Source organism: Paraburkholderia phymatum, from assembly GCF_038900715.1.
Taxonomy (GTDB): domain Bacteria; phylum Pseudomonadota; class Gammaproteobacteria; order Burkholderiales; family Burkholderiaceae; genus Paraburkholderia; species Paraburkholderia phymatum_A.
On record NZ_JAYMRZ010000051.1, the window covers coordinates 1 to 16,017 of the forward strand.

16 protein-coding genes are annotated in these 16,017 nt (G+C 64.2%); 2 read left to right on the plus strand and 14 right to left on the minus strand.

The window, feature by feature from the left end; all coding sequences use genetic code 11:
- A partial coding sequence (locus VSR68_RS41855) for a hypothetical protein (protein WP_342945284.1) occupies positions 1-287 on the minus strand: 287 nt, incomplete at its 3' end.
- A 101-nt stretch (positions 288-388) separates the two neighbouring features.
- Here VSR68_RS41855 and VSR68_RS41860 point away from each other — a divergent pair.
- On the plus strand, positions 389-718 hold the full coding sequence (locus VSR68_RS41860) for a hypothetical protein (protein ID WP_342945285.1): 330 nt from the start codon (positions 389-391) through the stop codon (positions 716-718).
- A gap of 156 nt (positions 719-874) precedes the next feature.
- Positions 875-1,480: a flavin reductase family protein gene (locus VSR68_RS41865; RefSeq protein WP_342945286.1), complete on the plus strand. Its 606-nt coding sequence runs from the start codon at positions 875-877 to the stop codon at positions 1,478-1,480.
- A gap of 1 nt (position 1,481) precedes the next feature.
- Here VSR68_RS41865 and VSR68_RS41870 read toward each other — a convergent pair whose 3' ends face one another.
- The 13 genes from VSR68_RS41870 to VSR68_RS41930 all read right to left on the minus strand — a co-directional run.
- Positions 1,482-2,327 (minus strand): AraC family transcriptional regulator, encoded by an 846-nt coding sequence (locus VSR68_RS41870; protein ID WP_342945287.1) that lies wholly within the window; start codon positions 2,325-2,327, stop codon positions 1,482-1,484.
- 76 nt (positions 2,328-2,403) lie between these two features.
- Positions 2,404-3,858, minus strand: a complete 1,455-nt coding sequence (locus tag VSR68_RS41875) for a DHA2 family efflux MFS transporter permease subunit (protein ID WP_342945288.1) — start codon at positions 3,856-3,858, stop codon at positions 2,404-2,406.
- Positions 3,859-4,093: 235 nt separating this feature from the next.
- The gene (locus VSR68_RS41880) at positions 4,094-5,317 is read right to left on the minus strand and encodes a dienelactone hydrolase family protein (protein ID WP_342945289.1); all 1,224 of its coding nucleotides are present in this window, start codon (positions 5,315-5,317) and stop codon (positions 4,094-4,096) included.
- A gap of 90 nt (positions 5,318-5,407) precedes the next feature.
- Positions 5,408-7,045 carry an AMP-binding protein gene (locus tag VSR68_RS41885; RefSeq protein WP_342945298.1) on the minus strand — a complete coding sequence of 546 codons (1,638 nt, stop codon included), beginning with the start codon at positions 7,043-7,045 and terminating at the stop codon, positions 5,408-5,410.
- 87 nt (positions 7,046-7,132) lie between these two features.
- Entirely contained in the window at positions 7,133-7,531 is a 399-nt protein-coding gene (locus VSR68_RS41890; RefSeq protein ID WP_342945290.1) for a RidA family protein, read from the minus strand.
- The gene (locus VSR68_RS41895; protein WP_342945291.1) at positions 7,528-7,971 is read right to left on the minus strand and encodes a thioesterase family protein; all 444 of its coding nucleotides are present in this window, start codon (positions 7,969-7,971) and stop codon (positions 7,528-7,530) included. The genes VSR68_RS41890 and VSR68_RS41895 overlap by 4 nt, the downstream gene beginning before the upstream one ends.
- Positions 7,968-9,167: an acyl-CoA dehydrogenase family protein gene (locus tag VSR68_RS41900; RefSeq protein ID WP_428983717.1), complete on the minus strand. Its 1,200-nt coding sequence runs from the start codon at positions 9,165-9,167 to the stop codon at positions 7,968-7,970. The genes VSR68_RS41895 and VSR68_RS41900 overlap by 4 nt, the downstream gene beginning before the upstream one ends.
- 2 nt (positions 9,168-9,169) lie before the next feature.
- The gene (locus VSR68_RS41905; protein ID WP_342945292.1) at positions 9,170-10,021 is read right to left on the minus strand and encodes an enoyl-CoA hydratase family protein; all 852 of its coding nucleotides are present in this window, start codon (positions 10,019-10,021) and stop codon (positions 9,170-9,172) included.
- Complete coding sequence (locus tag VSR68_RS41910) at positions 10,022-10,588, minus strand: MarR family transcriptional regulator (RefSeq protein ID WP_342945293.1); 567 nt, start codon at positions 10,586-10,588, stop codon at positions 10,022-10,024.
- The gene (locus tag VSR68_RS41915) at positions 10,585-11,364 is read right to left on the minus strand and encodes an SDR family NAD(P)-dependent oxidoreductase (RefSeq protein ID WP_342945294.1); all 780 of its coding nucleotides are present in this window, start codon (positions 11,362-11,364) and stop codon (positions 10,585-10,587) included. The genes VSR68_RS41910 and VSR68_RS41915 overlap by 4 nt, the downstream gene beginning before the upstream one ends.
- Positions 11,364-13,736 (minus strand): bifunctional salicylyl-CoA 5-hydroxylase/oxidoreductase, encoded by a 2,373-nt coding sequence (locus VSR68_RS41920; RefSeq protein ID WP_342945295.1) that lies wholly within the window; start codon positions 13,734-13,736, stop codon positions 11,364-11,366. Before VSR68_RS41920 ends, VSR68_RS41915 begins: the two co-directional genes overlap by 1 nt.
- Before the next feature lie 160 nt (positions 13,737-13,896).
- Positions 13,897-15,426, minus strand: a complete 1,530-nt coding sequence (locus tag VSR68_RS41925; protein WP_342945296.1) for an altronate dehydratase family protein — start codon at positions 15,424-15,426, stop codon at positions 13,897-13,899.
- A 280-nt stretch (positions 15,427-15,706) separates the two neighbouring features.
- Positions 15,707-16,017: transposase (locus VSR68_RS41930; RefSeq protein ID WP_342945297.1), on the minus strand; the 311-nt coding region annotated here is incomplete at its 5' end.

Below are 16,017 nucleotides of genomic sequence, written 5' to 3' on the forward strand. Positions count from 1 at the left end.
CACAGCCACAGCCACAGCCACAGCCACAGCCACAGCCACAGCCACAGCCACAGCCACAGCCACAGCCACAGCCACAGCCACAGCCACAGCCACAGCCACAGCCACAGCCACAGCCACAGCCACAGCCGCAGCCACAGCCACAGCCACAGCCGCAACCGAACATACCCAGCGTCACGTTCGAAGAATACGAATATGTGAGCGGGCTGGACGCCAGCGAGGGAGTATGTAAATCTGGCGATGGCGTCGTGGCGGAATGCGCGTCGTTTTCGGGCTCGTTCGCCCTGCATTTCCTGAACCAGATCTGTACCGACGCCGCGCACGGGCGCGCCGCCCGTGGGGCATGAACAATGCCTTCCTATGAGTCACTTCCACAACAGGAGACGGCACTATGGAAATCGAAGCGACCGCATGGTTCCCGCTGGACGACTATGCGCCCGTAAGGGACGGGTGGTACGAAGTCCAGCTTGTGAGCGGAGGGACGGCATTCGCCAAATTCGCGGAAGGCGGATGGACCGAAAAACCGCTCCTCGTGTTCACACACTGGCGCGGGCTGAGCGAAGATCCCGCGCGCGTGGACGAACCGGAAACCATCGACGCGGAAGCCACGGCAGCAGAAGGCGTGCGCGCAGCGTGGAACGCATTCTTCCCGGGCGCCAACGGCGAGGCGCACAAGCCGCACGACATCTCGCACGGCAAGCCGCCACCCATCACGCACTGACCTCTCGCATCCACGCGGACCTGCGGACGGCGCGTCGGCGCCGCCGCTCGTTTCAGCGTCAACGCTTTTCAACGCCTCTCTGCCTCTCTGTCACGCAGCCCTCGCGTTTTTCCCCGCTTCGCTAGAATGCCGCGATCGATATCGCGAAGGCCATCCATGCAAGATTTCCGCCAACCCGTCGACCTGGCGCGCGCCACGCGCCTTCTGAATCACGGCCCCGTCACGCTCATCACCAGCGCGCACGGGGGCCGCTCGAACGTGATGGCGGCGTCGTGGGCGATGCCGCTCGATTTCGTTCCGCCGAAAGTCGTCGTCGTGATCGACGCAAAGACGCTGACGCGGCAACTCGTCGAAGCGAGCGGCGTGTTCGGCCTGCAACTGCCGACGCGCGGCTTCGCGCGCCATACGCTCGCGGTCGGATCGAATGCGGGCGTCGAGATCGACAAGCTCGCGGCGCTGCAACTCGACACGTTCGCCGCGCAGAAGATCGACGTGCCGATGCTCGAAGGCTGCGTCGCGTGGTTCGAATGCAAGGTGATTCCCGACGACAGCCAGCGCCACGACCTGATCCTCGCCGAGGTGGTCGCGTGCTATGCGGACAGCCGCGTCTACTCGAACAACCGCTGGCACTTCGGCGACGATCACGACATGCGCACCTGCCACTACGTCGCGGGCGGCACGTTCTTCGAAACAGGCGACACGTTCGAAGTCGAAGCCGCCCCTGTCGGCGGTGCCGGCAGCGTCGACAGCGGCAAAAGCTGATTCACGTCTTGAGCGGCACCCAGATCTCGACGCCGCCCATTCCCGTCACGGGATTGAACTGCTCGCTGTAGCGCTCGAAGTTGGGCGCATCGGCGGGCGCGTGGCCGGACTCGGGCAGCCACTTGTTCCAGATCGTGTTGCACGTGCGGCGTATCGTCGAGATGTGCTCGCGATGCGTGAACACGGCGTAGCGCTGCGCACCGATGCGCACGCGCCCCAGCTCATCGGGCAAGCCCGAGAAATCGGCCACTTCGACGCCGCACATGTAATCGAAATTGCCCGAGTCGTCGGGGTTGTAGCTGACGCCGTACGCGACCTGTCCGATCTGTCCCGGCACCTTCCCGTTGATCGCGTTGAAGCGCTGCCATTGCGCGGGAATGCCGGAACTGCTCTCGCAGTTGTAGCGCTCGCTCAATCCCGCGACGAGCAGTGGCGTGCCGTCGACGAAACGCGGCGGTTCGAGCTGGGCTAACAGGGACTCTTCCATTTTGATCGGCTCCACGAGTGCGATGTTGTCGAGATGACCTTGCGCGCGCAACGCTTCGGGCGTGAGCCCAAACTGCTCGCGAAACGCGCGCGTGAATGCCTCGTGAGAGCCGTAACCCGCATCGACTGCGACGGCGAGAATATCCGGCGCGCCGCGCGCTAGACGCCGCGCTGCTTCCGTCAGACGCCGCGCGCGCACGTAGCGCATCACCGAATAACCCGTTGCCGCTTCGAATGCGCGCGACAGATGAAAGCGCGAGACACAGCCGCAACTGGCGATGTCATCGAGCGACAGCTCGCCCGCGAAGTGGCTTTCGATAAACCAGAGCGCTCTTCCGGCAGGGTTCGCGGCTGGGTTCATAAGGACTCTCGTTTCGGCATGAACCCAGCATATCGATTGAAGGCAGCGTTCATTTGATTGCACTTGCGCTTCGTCGCTACTCCATCGATTCCTTCAACGCGCCGCGTTCCTGTCGAACGGCGGACTGCGCGCCCTGCCGCAACAACGCGCCGCCGAGCGTCGCGGCCGTCGCCGCAAAGATCGCGCCGACGAGAAACGCGACGTGATAGCCGCTCGTGAGCGCGGCGGGCGTATCGGCGTGCTGCGCGCCGCCGCTCGCCGATTGCGCGGCCGCGAGACTCGCGAGCACCGCGAGTCCCAACGCGCCGCCCATCATGAACGACGTATTGACGATGCCCGACGCGAGGCCCGAATCGGCGGGATCGACATCGCTCATCGCCGCGAGCAGCAGCGGATTGAACGCGACGCCCGCGCCGATGCCGAGCAGCACCATGCCGGGCAGCACATCCATGACGAAGTGTCCGTCGACGGGCGCGCGTGCGAACAGCAGCAGGCCCAGCGCGGCCAGCAGCAGACCGACGGCGAGCGGACGCCGGATGCCGAAGCGCATCACCATGCGCGCCGACAGGCCGAGCGAGAAGAAGCCCATGATCAGGTTCGCGGGCAGGAATGCGAGACCGACCTGGAACGGCGCATAGCCGAGCACGCGCTGCAAGTAGAGCGCGGAAATGAAGAACCACGCGAACATCGCGGCGGCCCACAACACGCCGACGACGTTGGCGGTCGCGACATTGCGCAACGTGAGGAGTTCGAGCGGCATCAGCGGATGCACGACGCGTGCTTCGATCGCGAGAAACGCGCCGAGCAGCGCGAGCGCGACGACGAGCAGCCCGACCGTTTGCGCCGACAGCCAGCCCGCTTCGTTGCCGTTGACGATCGCGTAGACGGCGAGCATCAGCGATGCGGTGACGGTCGCCGCGCCCGCGACGTCGAGCCGCCCGCCGTGTGCGTGTCCGCGTCCGGCGGGCAGCAGCGCGATGCACGCCGCGTACACGGCGATGCCGATCGGCAGATTGACGAGAAAGATCCAGTGCCAGCTCAGCAGATTGGTCAGCAGACCGCCCAGCAGCACGCCGATGCTGCCGCCGCCCGCACATACGAAGCCGTAGACGCCCATCGCTTTCGCGCGCTCGCCTTCTTCGGTGAAGAGATTCATGATCAGCGACAGCGATACGGCCGACACCACCGCGCCGCCCAACCCCTGAATCGCGCGCGCGCAAACCAGCATGACTTGCGAGTTCGCGAGCCCGCATGCAAGCGACGCCAGCGTGAACAGCGTAATGCCAGCAAGAAACAACCTGCGATGGCCGTACAGGTCGCCGAGCCGGCCGCCCAGCAGCAGAAAGCCGCCGAACGTCAGCATGTACGCGTTGACGACCCACACGAGCGATGTTTCGGAAAAGCCCAGATCGGCTGCGATCGACGGCAAGGCGACGTTCACGATGGTCGTATCGAGCACGATCATCAGCACGCCCATGCACAGCACGACGAGTGCCAGCCAGCGTTTTTGACCTTCGATGTTATGCGTCATGTGCGCGTTCCTCCGTGGCTGTCGATGCGCTTCCAGTCTAGTCAGGGGCCGCCCCAAACTACAACTGGAGAACGGGTTTGCGCACCGCGCTTCTACACACGACGATCGAAGCGGGCCGAAATCGACACGGCTCGGTTCAACAATTTTTGTTCGCCGCCGCGCGGAGGAAATGTCATACGAGGCCACGCAGGAGCGCGGCCTCTATTCATCACAAATCTCAACGCTGGAGCGCGAATCACGTCGACCACTTGCCGCCCATCAGCTGATTGGACGGCAGCGTTTCGTCGAGCAGCTTGCGCGCGCTTTCGATGCCCGCGACGGGCAAGCCCTTCGGATCGAGCAGCCCGACCTGCACGAGCACGCAAGCCTGGTCCCAATAGATGTGCTCGTTATACAGCTTGTCGCCGCGAAAGCAGACGACGGCGAGCATCGGCACCTCGAAGTATTTGCCCGTCGGCGCGACACCCGGCAGCAGCCAGTCGATCTCGCAGCTATGCGTGCACGCAAAGATGAATTCGTCGACGATGCGATCGGAACCGATGGTCCGCGAAATCGGAATCAGCTTCGTGTCGGGCGGATTCGAATTGACGAAGTGATTCGTGTAGAAGCGCTTCAGGTTGTCGTAACCGACGCCGCCCGTCATCGTCGGCACGTGGTTGACGTAGGGCTGCGCGACCATCGTCGGCATGACGGCTTCGACATCGCGCGTTGCGAACTCGAAATAGCAGTGCTGTTCCCACAATGTGTTCAGATCGTAGACGGGGCCGAGCACCTTGCGCAGCAGCGCGAGCGTGCGCGAGTACGCCATCATCGCGGCGGGCTTGTCGTATTGCGGGCGCGCGGACGACGCGAACGCATGATCGCAGCCCGGATAGACATACTGCTCGATGTTCGGATGCGTGCGAAGCGCGGCCATGATCTGCTCGCGCACGGGCGGCGGACAGTACGAATCGTTTTCGGGGAAATGAAAGACCATCGGGCAGCGAATGTGCTTCGCTTCTCCCAGATACGCTTCGAGCCCGACGCCGTAGTAGCTCGCCGCGCAATCGACGTCCGTGCGTGCAGCGGCGAGCATCGCGAGCTTGCCGCCGAGGCAATAGCCGATCGCGCCCACTTTGCCCGCGTGCTCGGGCAGCGCGCGCAACGCGTCGATGGTGGCGGCGATGTCGTCGATCGCGCGATCGACATCGAACTTCGCGTGGAAGTCGAGCGCGCGTTTCATGTCCTCGCCTTCGTGGCCGAGCACGACGTTCGGTTCGATGCGCCAGAACAGATCGGGCACGAGCACGACGTAGCCTTCTTCCGCGTAGCGGTCGGCCGTCGTCTTCAGATAGTCGTTGATGCCGAAGATCTCTTGCAGTAGCACGAGGCCCGGACCGGACCCCTGTGCCGGACGCGCAACGTATGCGTTGAAACGGCCGCCATCGCGAGCGGCGACTTCGATAAAGGAACCGGCCACAGGATGCTCCTCCATGATTGGACGACGGGGACTGCGCGCGTCCTTGTTCGCCCCTTCGCCCATTCGTCTCAACGGCGAGGTGTGGGCACGCTACATCGCACGCAATGCGAACCGTTTGATCTTGCCGGTTTCCGTGCGAGGCAGCGCGTCGATGAAGGCGACGACGCGCGGGTACTTGTACGGCGCAACGGTATTCTTCACGAATTCCTGCAACTCCGCGATCAGTTTTTCGTCGCCGCTAAAGCCCGCATTGAGCACGACGAACGCCTTCACGATCTGTCCACGCGTTTCGTCGGGCACGCCGATCACGCCGCATTCGGCGACGGCCTTGTGCTGCATCAGCACGCTTTCCACTTCGGGGCCGGAGATGTTGTAACCGGCGGACACGATCATGTCGTCGGCGCGCGCCTGATAGAACACGTAGCCGTCCTCGTCGATATACACGGAGTCGCCGGGCAGGTTCCAGCCGTCGCGCACGAACTTGCGCTGGCGGTCGTCGGCGAGATAGCGGCAGCCCGTCGGCCCGCGCACCGCGAGCTTGCCGATCGTGCCTGCGGGCACGGGGCGCATGTCGTCGTCGACGGCTTGCACGATGTAGCCCGGCACGGCCTTGCCGATCGCGTGCGGCCGCACGTCGCCGCCGGCGGCAGCGATGAAGATATGGATCAGCTCGGTGCCGCCGATGCCGTCGATCATCTCGATGCCGCTCGCTTCGCGCCATAGCGCGCGCGTCGAATCGGGCAACGCTTCGCCTGCGGAAACGGTCTTCTTCAGCGACGAAACGTCGAAGCGCGGAATCAACGGCGCCATCTGCCGATAGAACGTCGGCGCGGTGAACATCACGGTTGCGCGAAAGCGCTCGACGTTTTGCAACAGCGTTTCGGGCGTCTGCTTTTCGATCAGCACCGTCGATGCGCCCGCGCGCAACGGAAAGCACAACAGGCCGCCGAGACCGAACGTGAACGCGAGCGGCGGCGTGCCGCAGAAGACATCGTCGGCGCTGGGCTTGAGCACGTGGCGCGGGAACAGGTCGCACATCGCGAGCACGTCGCGATGAAAGTGCATGCAGCCCTTGGGCGCGCCCGTCGTGCCGCTCGTGAAGGCGATCAGGCAGACATCGTCGGCGGCCGTGTCGCACGCGTTGAATTCAGCGGCCTTCGACGCGGCCAGCGCTTCGAGCGAACCCGGCGCATCGTCATGAAAGACCAGCGTCTGTTTGAGGCCCTCGCAATAGAACTCGTCGCCTTGCGTCGTGCAGCGCGAAAGTTCTTCCGTCAGCCGCGTGTCGCACAGCGCCGCGCTGATCTGCGCCTTGTCGATGATCTGCTTGAGTTCCTTCGCGCGCAGCAACGGCATCGTCGGCACGACGACGAGACCCGCTTTCAACGCCGCGAGAAACGCGGCGGCCATCTGCAACGTATTCGGGCCGCGCAGCAGCACGCGATTGCCCGGCTGCAAGCGCATTTCATCGACGAGCACGTGTGCGTTGCGATTGACCATCGCGAGCAGTTCGCCATAAGTGGTCGCCTGCGGTTTGCCGTCGACATCCGACCAGATGGCAGGCCGGTCGCGATGCCCGCCTTCGACAGCACGATCGAGCAGTTCAGTCGCGCAGTTGAAGCGCGCCGGATACGCGACGTCCGGATTGTCGAGCAAAAAGAGCGGCCATTGATCCTCGGGCGGCATGTGGTCGCGCGCGAAGGTATCGACGTGAGCTGACGGTTCCATCATGAAACTCCTCTGCCATACGTGCTAATCGGTGCTAGTCGTGCTAATCGTGCGGAAAGGGTTGATCCGCGCAAATGCGAAGCGGGCCTACTCGGTAATCACGGCCGTCGCCTCGATCTCGACCTTGGCTTCATCCTCGATCAGCGCAACGACCTGCACAGCGCTCATCGCAATGTCGTAATCGCCGATCAGTTCGCGGAACGTCTGGCCGATCTCCCTCAGCGACGCGAGATACTCGCGCTTGTCGGTGACGTACCACGTCATCCGCACGAGATGCTCGGGACGGCCGCCCGCTTCGCGCAACACGGCGAGCACATTGCGCAGCGCCTGTGCGGCCTGCTCGGCGAAGAGATCGCTCGTCATGCGCGCTTCCGCGTCCCAGCCGATCTGTCCGGCGATATACACCTGCGTGCCGCTCGCCGCGACACCATTCGCATAGCCGCGCGGCTTCACCCAGCCCGCAGGCAGTAGCGGTTTCTTTTTCATGAGCGTTGCTCCTCGGATTGAACGGCATGCGGCGCGAACAATGCGAGCGCCGTCGCGATGTCATCGGGAATGTCGATCGACTGGCCGCTTTCCAGCGACGTCGTGACGAGCACCTGTGCCGCGCGAAAGCGCACTTCACCCGCGCAGCGCGCAACGATGGCGAGGCCGATCGAGCGGCGCCCGATACGCGTCACGTCGAGCGACAGCGCGATCGTTTCGCCCATGCGGCTCGGCCGCGAGAACTCGCAATCGAGCTTGACGATCGGCAGGCCGACGCGGCGCGTCTGAATCATGTGCGCGTAGTCGATGGCGAGACGTTCGTTGAACCACTCTTCGACGAGCATGTTCGTCATCACCAGATACTGCGGAAAGTAGACGATGCCTGCGGGGTCGCAATGCGCGAAGCGGATGCGCACGGGCATGTCGAACGAGGCATTCATGACGTGCGCTCCTGTTCATGGCTTGCCGCATGCGCTTTCAGCAGATCGCGGCCGACGATCAGTTGCTGCACTTCCGTCGCGCCTTCATAGATGCGCAGCGCGCGAATCTCGCGATACAGCCGCTCGACGGTCGCGCCGCTTCGCACGCCCATGCCGCCCCACAGCTGCACGGCCGCGTCGATCACCTGTTGCGCGCCTTCGCTCGCGTGCCACTTCGCCATCGCGGCTTCGCGCGTGACGCTTTCGCCCTGATCGCGCAGCCACGCGGCGCGATAGACGAGCAGCGCGCTGCTGTCGATCGTCAACGCCATCTGAGCGAGCTTCGTCTGCGTGAGTTGGAAGTCGCCGAGCGTCTGGCCGAACATCTTGCGCGACGCGGCGCGCGCGAGCCCTTCCTGCATCGCGCGACGCGCAAAGCCCAACGATGCAGCCGCCACTGACGTGCGAAAAATGTCGAGCGTGCGCATCGCGATCTTGAAGCCTTCGCCGGGCGCGCCGAGCATCTGGCTGCGCGGCACACGCGCGCCGGCAAAATGAAGACGCGCGAGCGGATGAGGCGCGATCACGTCGATGCGTTCGGCGATCTCCAGACCCGCTGTGTCCGCGTCGACGATAAACGCGCTGATGCCGCGCGCGCCGGGTGCTTCGCCCGTTCTCGCGAACACCACATAGAAGTCCGCGATGCCGCCGTTCGAGATCCACGTCTTGTCGCCGTCGAGAACGTAGACATCGCCTTCTGCGCGCGCCTGCAACGACATCGCGGCGACGTCCGAGCCCGCTTCGGGCTCCGACAACGCGAATGCGGCAATCGCTTCGCCCTTTGCGACGCGCGGCAGATAGCGCGTCTTCTGTTCGTGCGTGCCCGCGAGCGTGATCGCGCCGGAGCCGAGGCCTTGCATCGCGAGCGCGAAGTCGGCGAGACCGTCGTGCTTCGCGAGCGTTTCGCGCAGCAGACACATGGCGCGCGTGTCGATCGTGTCGCCGTGCCCGCCGTATTGCGTGCCGCCCACACCGTACTTCAGCCAGCCCGCGTCGCCCAATGCGCGCACGAGATGACGGCACGACGCATCGGTGTCGTCATGCTGCACGTGCGCGAGATGCTGCGCGGCCCATGCTTCGATGCCCTCGGCCAGCTCACGATGACACGCTTCGAAGAACGGCCAGGCCAATGCGCTGTGCGGATCGTTGAGATTCAAGGTCAGTCTCCTTCGAACACAGGGCGCGACTTCGCCGCGAACGCGCGATACGCGCGCTCGAAATCGCGCGTCGTCATGCAGATGGCCTGCGCCTGCGCTTCGGATTCGATCGCCTCGTCGATGCTCATGCTCCATTCCTGATGCAGCATCTTCTTCGTGATGCCGTGCGCGAACGTCGGGCCCGCGACGAGATCGGCGGCGAGCTTCGACGCTTCGTCGAGCAGCGCTTCCGGCGCGCACAGGCGGTTGTAGAAGCCCCATGCGTAGCCTTCCTCACCGCTTGCGGAGCGGCCCGTGTACAGCAGTTCGGCGGCGCGTCCCTGGCCGATGATGCGCGGCAGGATCGAACAGGCGCCCATGTCGCAGCCCGCGAGACCCACGCGCGAAAATAGGAACGCGAGCTTGCTTCGCGCAGTGGAGAGCCGCATGTCGGACGCCATCGCGAGGATCGCGCCCGCGCCCGCGCAGACGCCATCGACAGCCGCGATGATGGGCTGCGGGCAATGCCGCATCGCTTTGACGAGATCGCCCGTCATGCGCGTGAAGAGCAGCAGCTCGGGCATCGGCAGATCGATCAGCGGGCCGATGATGTCGTGCACGTCGCCGCCCGAACAGAAGTTCTCGCCCGCGCCGTGAATCACGACGGCCTTTACGTCGGTCGCGTAGGCGAGCTGTCGAAAGAGATCGCGCAACTCCGCGTACGAGTCGAACGTCAGCGGGTTCTTGCGCTCGGGACGGTTGAGCGTGACGGTTGCGACGCCCGCGTTGACGGACCAGCCGAAGTGCTTCGCGACATACGTGGCGAGCGTCGTGCGGTTGCCGGCCAGCAGGGCGTCGGCAGCGGATCGGGTCATTTACGTCTCCTGGCTCTTGATCGTGTTGAGCAGATGCTGCTTGAGCTTGCCGAGCTTTTGATGCGTGCGCGATTTCTCGTCCAGATCGAGGCCGCCGAACATTTCGACAACCCATTGCTCATGCGCGACGGCCATTTTGTCGAACAGCGCGCGGCCGTCCGGCGTGAGGCGCACGCTGGTCGAGCGACGGTCGTTCGGATCGGTGTCGCGCGCGACGAGCCCTTCTTTTTCCAGCTGATCGGTAATGCCGGTGATGTTGCCGCCCGTCACCATCAGACGGCGCGACAGTTCCGTCATCTTCAGCCCTTCCGGATGACGCTCGAGCTGCGCCATCAGATCGAAGCGCGGAAGCGTCGTATCGAACTCGTTGCGCAGACGCTTGCGCAACTCTGCTTGCACGAGGTTCGTCGTCGTCAGCATGCGCAGCCACAGACGCAAGCCCATGTGACTATCGGCGCCCGTGCTCATTTCCATGTCCACGACGTTTTCCGCGGGCTTCGCGACGCCTTTGCGCGTGGGTTTCGCTTCGGCTGCGTCGCCGGCCTTTTTCTTTGCAGCTTGACTCATGTGACTTCTCCGCCTGAAACGGAAATCGATTGACCTGTGATGGATTCGGAACCCGGCATGCACAGCCACAGCACCGCGTTCGCGACTTCGACGGGTTCGACGAAGCGGCGCTGCGGGTTGTGGCGCACGAGGATGTCGCGCGCTTCCTGTTCACTGCGCGATGTCTTTGCCGTGATCTGATCGAGCGATGCGCGCAGCAACTCCGTTTCCGTATAGCCGGGGCACACGGCGTTGACGGTGACGCCCTTCGCCGCGACTTCGAGCGCGAGCGAACGCGTGAGTCCGATCACGCCGTGTTTCGCCGCGCAATAAGCGGCGACATACGCGTAGCCGATCTGTCCCGCCGTGCTCGCGACATTGACGATGCGTCCATAGCCGCGTTCAAGCATCGACGGCAACACGGCGCGCGTGCAGAGAAACACGCCCGTCAGATTGACGTCGAGCATGCGTTGCCAGAGCGCCATGTCCGTGTTCGCGAAGGGTGCGGCCTGGGCCTGGCCCGCGTTGTTGACGAGCACGTCGATCGGGCCGGCATTCGACGCGGCTTCGGAAAATGCCTTGTTTACAGCACTTTCATCGCACACGTCGACGCTGATGTATCCGGCGACCTCGCCATGTCGGCTCAACGTTTCGCGTTGCGCGGCGAGACGTTGCGCATCGCGGCCCATCAACGTGACGCGCGCGCCCGCGCGAACGAGCGCATCGGCCGTTGCAGCACCGATGCCGCTGCCGCCACCCGTCACGACGGCATGCTTGCCTGCCAGCGTAGTGTTCATCAAACCGTTCCTTCCGCGCGTTGCGCGCGTTCGAGTGGCGACAGGCGCGCATTTTCTGCGGCCTGCGCGCGCTCGCGTTCGTAATTGCGTTCGAGCTGCGATTTGGCCGCCGTGTATTGCTTCGGCCAGTTCACGTCGAAGTAGCCGATCTTCGCGGCTTCATTCAAGGTCCACGATGGATTCGCGAGATGCGGTCGCGCGATCGCGCACAGATCCGCGCGGCCGGCGGCGATGATGCTGTTCACGTGATCCGCTTCGGAGATCGCGCCGACTGCGATGGTCGCGATGCCCGCCTCGTTGCGGATGCGATCGGCGAACGGCGTCTGAAACATGCGGCCGAACACGGGCTTTTCTTCCTTGCTGACCTGGCCTGACGACACGTCGATCATGTCGGCGCCCGCAGCCTTGAAGGCGCGCGCGATCTCGACGGCATCGTCGGGCGTCGTGCCGCCGTCGACCCAGTCGTGCGCGGAGATGCGCACCGACATCGGCTTGTCCTGCGGCCACACTTCGCGCATCGCGGCGAACACCTGCAGCGGATAACGCAGACGGTTCGCGAGCGACCCGCCGTATTCGTCGGTGCGATGGTTGGTGAGCGGCGAGAGAAAGCTCGACAGAAAGTAACCGTGCGCGCAGTGCAGTTCGAGCCAGTCGAAGCCCGCGTCAGCGGCCATGCGCGTCGCGCGGACGAATTGCGCTTCGATGTCGCGCAGCTCGTCATGCGTCGCTTCGCGCGACCATTGGCTCACGCCGCGCAGATACTGCTGCCGCGACGCCGACACCAGCGGCCAGTTGCCGTCGGGCAAGGGCAGATCGATGCCGTCCCAGCTCACGCGCGTCGAAGCCTTCGCACCCGCATGGCCGAGCTGCATGCCGATCTTCGCATCGGTTTGCGCGTGGACGAACTGCACGATGCGACGCCACGCGGCGAGATGCTCGGGCGCGTACATGCCGGGACATCCTGGCGTGATGCGCGCGTCCGGCGACACGCACGTCATTTCCGTCATCACGAGCGCTGCGCCGCCCATTGCGCGCGCGCCGAGATGCATCAGGTGATAGTCGCCCGCCACGCCGTCGACGGCTGAATACTGCGCCATCGGCGAGACGACCACGCGGTTCTTCAGCGTCACGCCGCGCAGCTTGAACGGCGTGAACATCGGCGGAATGGAATGCTTTTGCTGATCGCGTTCGATGCCCGCGCGCGCGGCGAGCCAGTCTTCGAATGACGAGAGATAAGCGGCATCGCGTTCGCGCAGGTTCTCGTGCGAGATGCGCTGCGAGCGCGTGAGCAGCGAATACGCGAACTGTTCCGGCTCGAACGACGCATAGCGGTCGACGTGCTCGAACCATTCCGTCGAATTGCGCGCCGCGTTCTGGATGCGCAGCACGCCGACGCTGCGCACTTGCGTGTAGTGCGCGAGCGCTGCGGCGAGATCGTGCGGATGCGCGTCGATGCTGTTCGCGAGTTCGATTGCATCTTCGAGCGCGAGCTTGGTGCCGGAGCCGATCGAGAAGTGCGCGGTATGTGCGGCGTCGCCCATCAGCACGACGGGCACGCGCGTGTTGTCGTCGCGTGTTTTCCAATGCACCCACTCGCGATTGACGACGCGCGGAAAGCGGATCCATTGCGACGACCCGCGTAGATGGCTCGCGTTCGACATCAGCGGATGGCCGTCGAGATACTTCGCGAACAGCCGCTCGCAGAACGCGATGCTGTCTTCCTTGCTCATTTCGTCGAGACCGGCGGCGCGCCACACGCGCTCGGGCGTTTCGACGATGAACGTCGAGGTCTGATCGTCGAAGCGGTACGCGTGGGCCTGGAACCAACCCCATTCGGTCTTTTCGAACGCGAACGTGAAGGCGTCGAAGAGCTTTTTCGTGCCGAGCCACACGAAGCGGCAGTTGCGCATGTCGATGTCGGGCTGAAACGTCGATGCGTACTTCTGGCGCATCGCGCTGTTCAGGCCGTCGCTGGCGATGATGAGGTCGGCGTCGTAATCGTCGTCGTCGACGACCTGCGTTTCGAAGACCAGCTTCACGCCGAGTTCTTCGCAACGCTCTTGCAGGATGTTCAGCAGACGCTTGCGGCCGATCCCGCAAAAGCCGTGCCCCGACGAGCGCACCTTCGCGCCGCGAAAGTTGATCTCGATGTCATCCCAGTGATTGAACGCATCGAGGATCATGTCGGCGCTTTTCGCGTCGGCGGCGCGCAGGTTGCCGAGGGTCTGGTCGGAAAACACCACACCCCAGCCGAACGTGTCGTACGGGCGGTTGCGCTCGACCACGATCACTTCGTGCGCCGGATGGCGCCGCTTCATCAACAGCCCGAAATACAGCCCGGCCGGCCCGCCGCCAATACAGACGATACGCATGCTGGTTCCCCAACTCGAGTGCTCGTCTTTACTTTAGGTTTTGATAGTTTAGATGTCAAGTAAAATGGCGCGGCGGGGAGAGCATCGCGCGGTCCACGGCGGGAAACGGGCCTTCCCTGTCGAGCAGGCGCGGCCTCCCAGCCGCGCCAGAACGCACGCCTTACATCTGCGCGCCGATCATCCAGGGCACGAATTCCTCGTTGCCCACGCCGAGCGCCTCGCTCTTGCTCTTCGCACCCGACGCCACCGCGACGATCATGTCGAAGATCTCGCGGCCTTTCTGCTCGACGGTCGAGTCGCCGTCCATGATGTCGCCGCAGTTGATGTCCATGTCGTCGATCATGCGCGCGTACATCTTCGTGTTCGTCGCGAGCTTGATGGACGGCGCGGGCTTCGCGCCGAAGCACGAACCGCGTCCCGTCGTGAACAGCACGAGATTCGCGCCGCTCGCGATCTGCCCCGTCGCGCCCATCGGGTCATAGCCGGGCGCGTCCATGAACACGAGGCCTTTGGCCGTCACGGGCTCCGCGTAGCGATAGACGTCCATCAGCGGCGTCGAGCCGCTCTTCGCAACGGCGCCGAGCGATTTCTCGAGGATCGTCGTCAGGCCGCCCGCCTTGTTGCCCGGCGTCGGATTGTTGTCGATGCTGCCTTTTTCGCGCTCTGCGTAGCTCTCCCACCAGTGGATGCGCTCGACGATCTTCTCGCCGACCTCCGGCGTAATCGCGCGTCGCGTGAGCAGGTGTTCCGCGCCGTAGATTTCGGGCGTCTCGCTGAGAATCGCCGTGCCGCCGTGCTGCACGAGCAGATCGACGGCGGCGCCGAGCGCCGGGTTCGCGGTGATGCCCGAGTAGCCATCCGAGCCGCCGCATTGCAGCGCGATATTCAGATGCGACACAGGAAGCGGCTCGCGTACTGCGCGATTCGCGATGGGCAGCAGCTTCTCGACGGCCGCGATCGCGGCGTCGACGGTCTTCTGCGTGCCGCCCTGTTCCTGAATGACGAGGGGCACGACGGTTTCGCCCGTCTCGACGCCCTCGGCGACGAACATCGCGCCCATCTGGTTCGCTTCGCAACCGAGGCCGATCACGACCACGCCGGCGAAATTCGGATGCCGCACATAGCCGCCGATCGTGCGGCGCAGTTGCTGGATGCCTTCGCCGTTGTGGTCGATGCAGCAGCCGAAGCTGTGCGTGAGGGGCACGATGCCGTCGACGTTCGGCCACGCGTCGAGCGCGCCGGGCGCGGAGAAATGCTGCGTGACGAGCTTCGTCACCGTCGCCGAGCAATTGACGGTGCTGACGACGCCGATGTAATTGCGCGTCGCCACGCGGCCATCGGCGCGGCGAATGCCCTGGAACGTCAGCGCTTGCGGCGCGGTCGGCACGGCCTTGACGTTGGTGCCGTAGGCGTAGTCGCGCGCGAAGTCGCCCATCGACACGTTTTGCGTATGGACATGCGCGCCTGGCTCGATCGGCTGCGTGGCGAAGCCGATGATCTGACCGTAGCGGCGCACAGGGTCGCCCTTCGTGATCGCGCGCACGGCAACCTTGTGTGCAGCGGGAATGTCGTCGGTGACGACGAGGCCGTTCAGTTCGTGCAGCACGGTGCCCGCCGCGATCGCGCCGCGCGCGATGGCGACGTCGTCGTCGGCATGCAGCGTGATGACCAGTGAGTTAGAATCCGCCATGTTTTTTATATGGACGCCTCCCGTTTGCCAAGAGATTGTGTGTGCTGGTGGACAGGAAGGCTGCGGTTTTATATCCGGCCTTGTTGCAGGTCGAACCCGCTGGCCTCGATGGAATCCGCTGACCCACGCCTCATTTCCTTAACGGGCTTTTTAGCCCGGAAAAACATTCAGGTTTCGGGAGTCACGGTCTGACCTGTTTGCCATCACACTCAATTACCTTGCGCAACCTTTTGACGTGCCCATCCTTTGCAAAACTGGTTTATCGGAATCGCCTCACCGATTACATCGGCTTGACGCTCACATAACTTCCCTCATACGTTCGATCGTGCGCAAGTAACGCCCAGATCGTTCGTGCGATCTTGTTCGCCAGCGCGACCGTCACAACGTTCTGCGGCCGACGCTTGCTGATCTGCTCAACCCACGGCCCCGGCTCTTTCACGTGTGCCAGCACCGCCCGGGCACCGTGTATCAGCAGCGTGCGCAGATACGTATCCCCTCTCTTGCTGATCCCGAGTAGCCGTACCTTGCCACCGGTGCCAACCTGGCCTGGCACCAGCCCGAGCCAGGCCGCAAATTCCCGCCCGGATTTGA

Coding starts and splice junctions, on each gene's coding strand:
- VSR68_RS41860 (WP_342945285.1), top strand. CDS start 389: ATGGAAATCGAAGCGACCGCATGGTTCCCGCTGGACGACTATGCGCCC.
- VSR68_RS41865 (WP_342945286.1), top strand. CDS start 875: ATGCAAGATTTCCGCCAACCCGTCGACCTGGCGCGCGCCACGCGCCTT.
- VSR68_RS41870 (WP_342945287.1), bottom strand. CDS start 2,327: ATGAACCCAGCCGCGAACCCTGCCGGAAGAGCGCTCTGGTTTATCGAA.
- VSR68_RS41875 (WP_342945288.1), bottom strand. CDS start 3,858: ATGACGCATAACATCGAAGGTCAAAAACGCTGGCTGGCACTCGTCGTG.
- VSR68_RS41885 (WP_342945298.1), bottom strand. CDS start 7,045: ATGGAACCGTCAGCTCACGTCGATACCTTCGCGCGCGACCACATGCCG.
- VSR68_RS41890 (WP_342945290.1), bottom strand. CDS start 7,531: ATGAAAAAGAAACCGCTACTGCCTGCGGGCTGGGTGAAGCCGCGCGGC.
- VSR68_RS41895 (WP_342945291.1), bottom strand. CDS start 7,971: ATGAATGCCTCGTTCGACATGCCCGTGCGCATCCGCTTCGCGCATTGC.
- VSR68_RS41905 (WP_342945292.1), bottom strand. CDS start 10,021: ATGACCCGATCCGCTGCCGACGCCCTGCTGGCCGGCAACCGCACGACG.
- VSR68_RS41910 (WP_342945293.1), bottom strand. CDS start 10,588: ATGAGTCAAGCTGCAAAGAAAAAGGCCGGCGACGCAGCCGAAGCGAAA.
- VSR68_RS41915 (WP_342945294.1), bottom strand. CDS start 11,364: ATGAACACTACGCTGGCAGGCAAGCATGCCGTCGTGACGGGTGGCGGC.
- VSR68_RS41920 (WP_342945295.1), bottom strand. CDS start 13,736: ATGCGTATCGTCTGTATTGGCGGCGGGCCGGCCGGGCTGTATTTCGGG.
- VSR68_RS41925 (WP_342945296.1), bottom strand. CDS start 15,426: ATGGCGGATTCTAACTCACTGGTCATCACGCTGCATGCCGACGACGAC.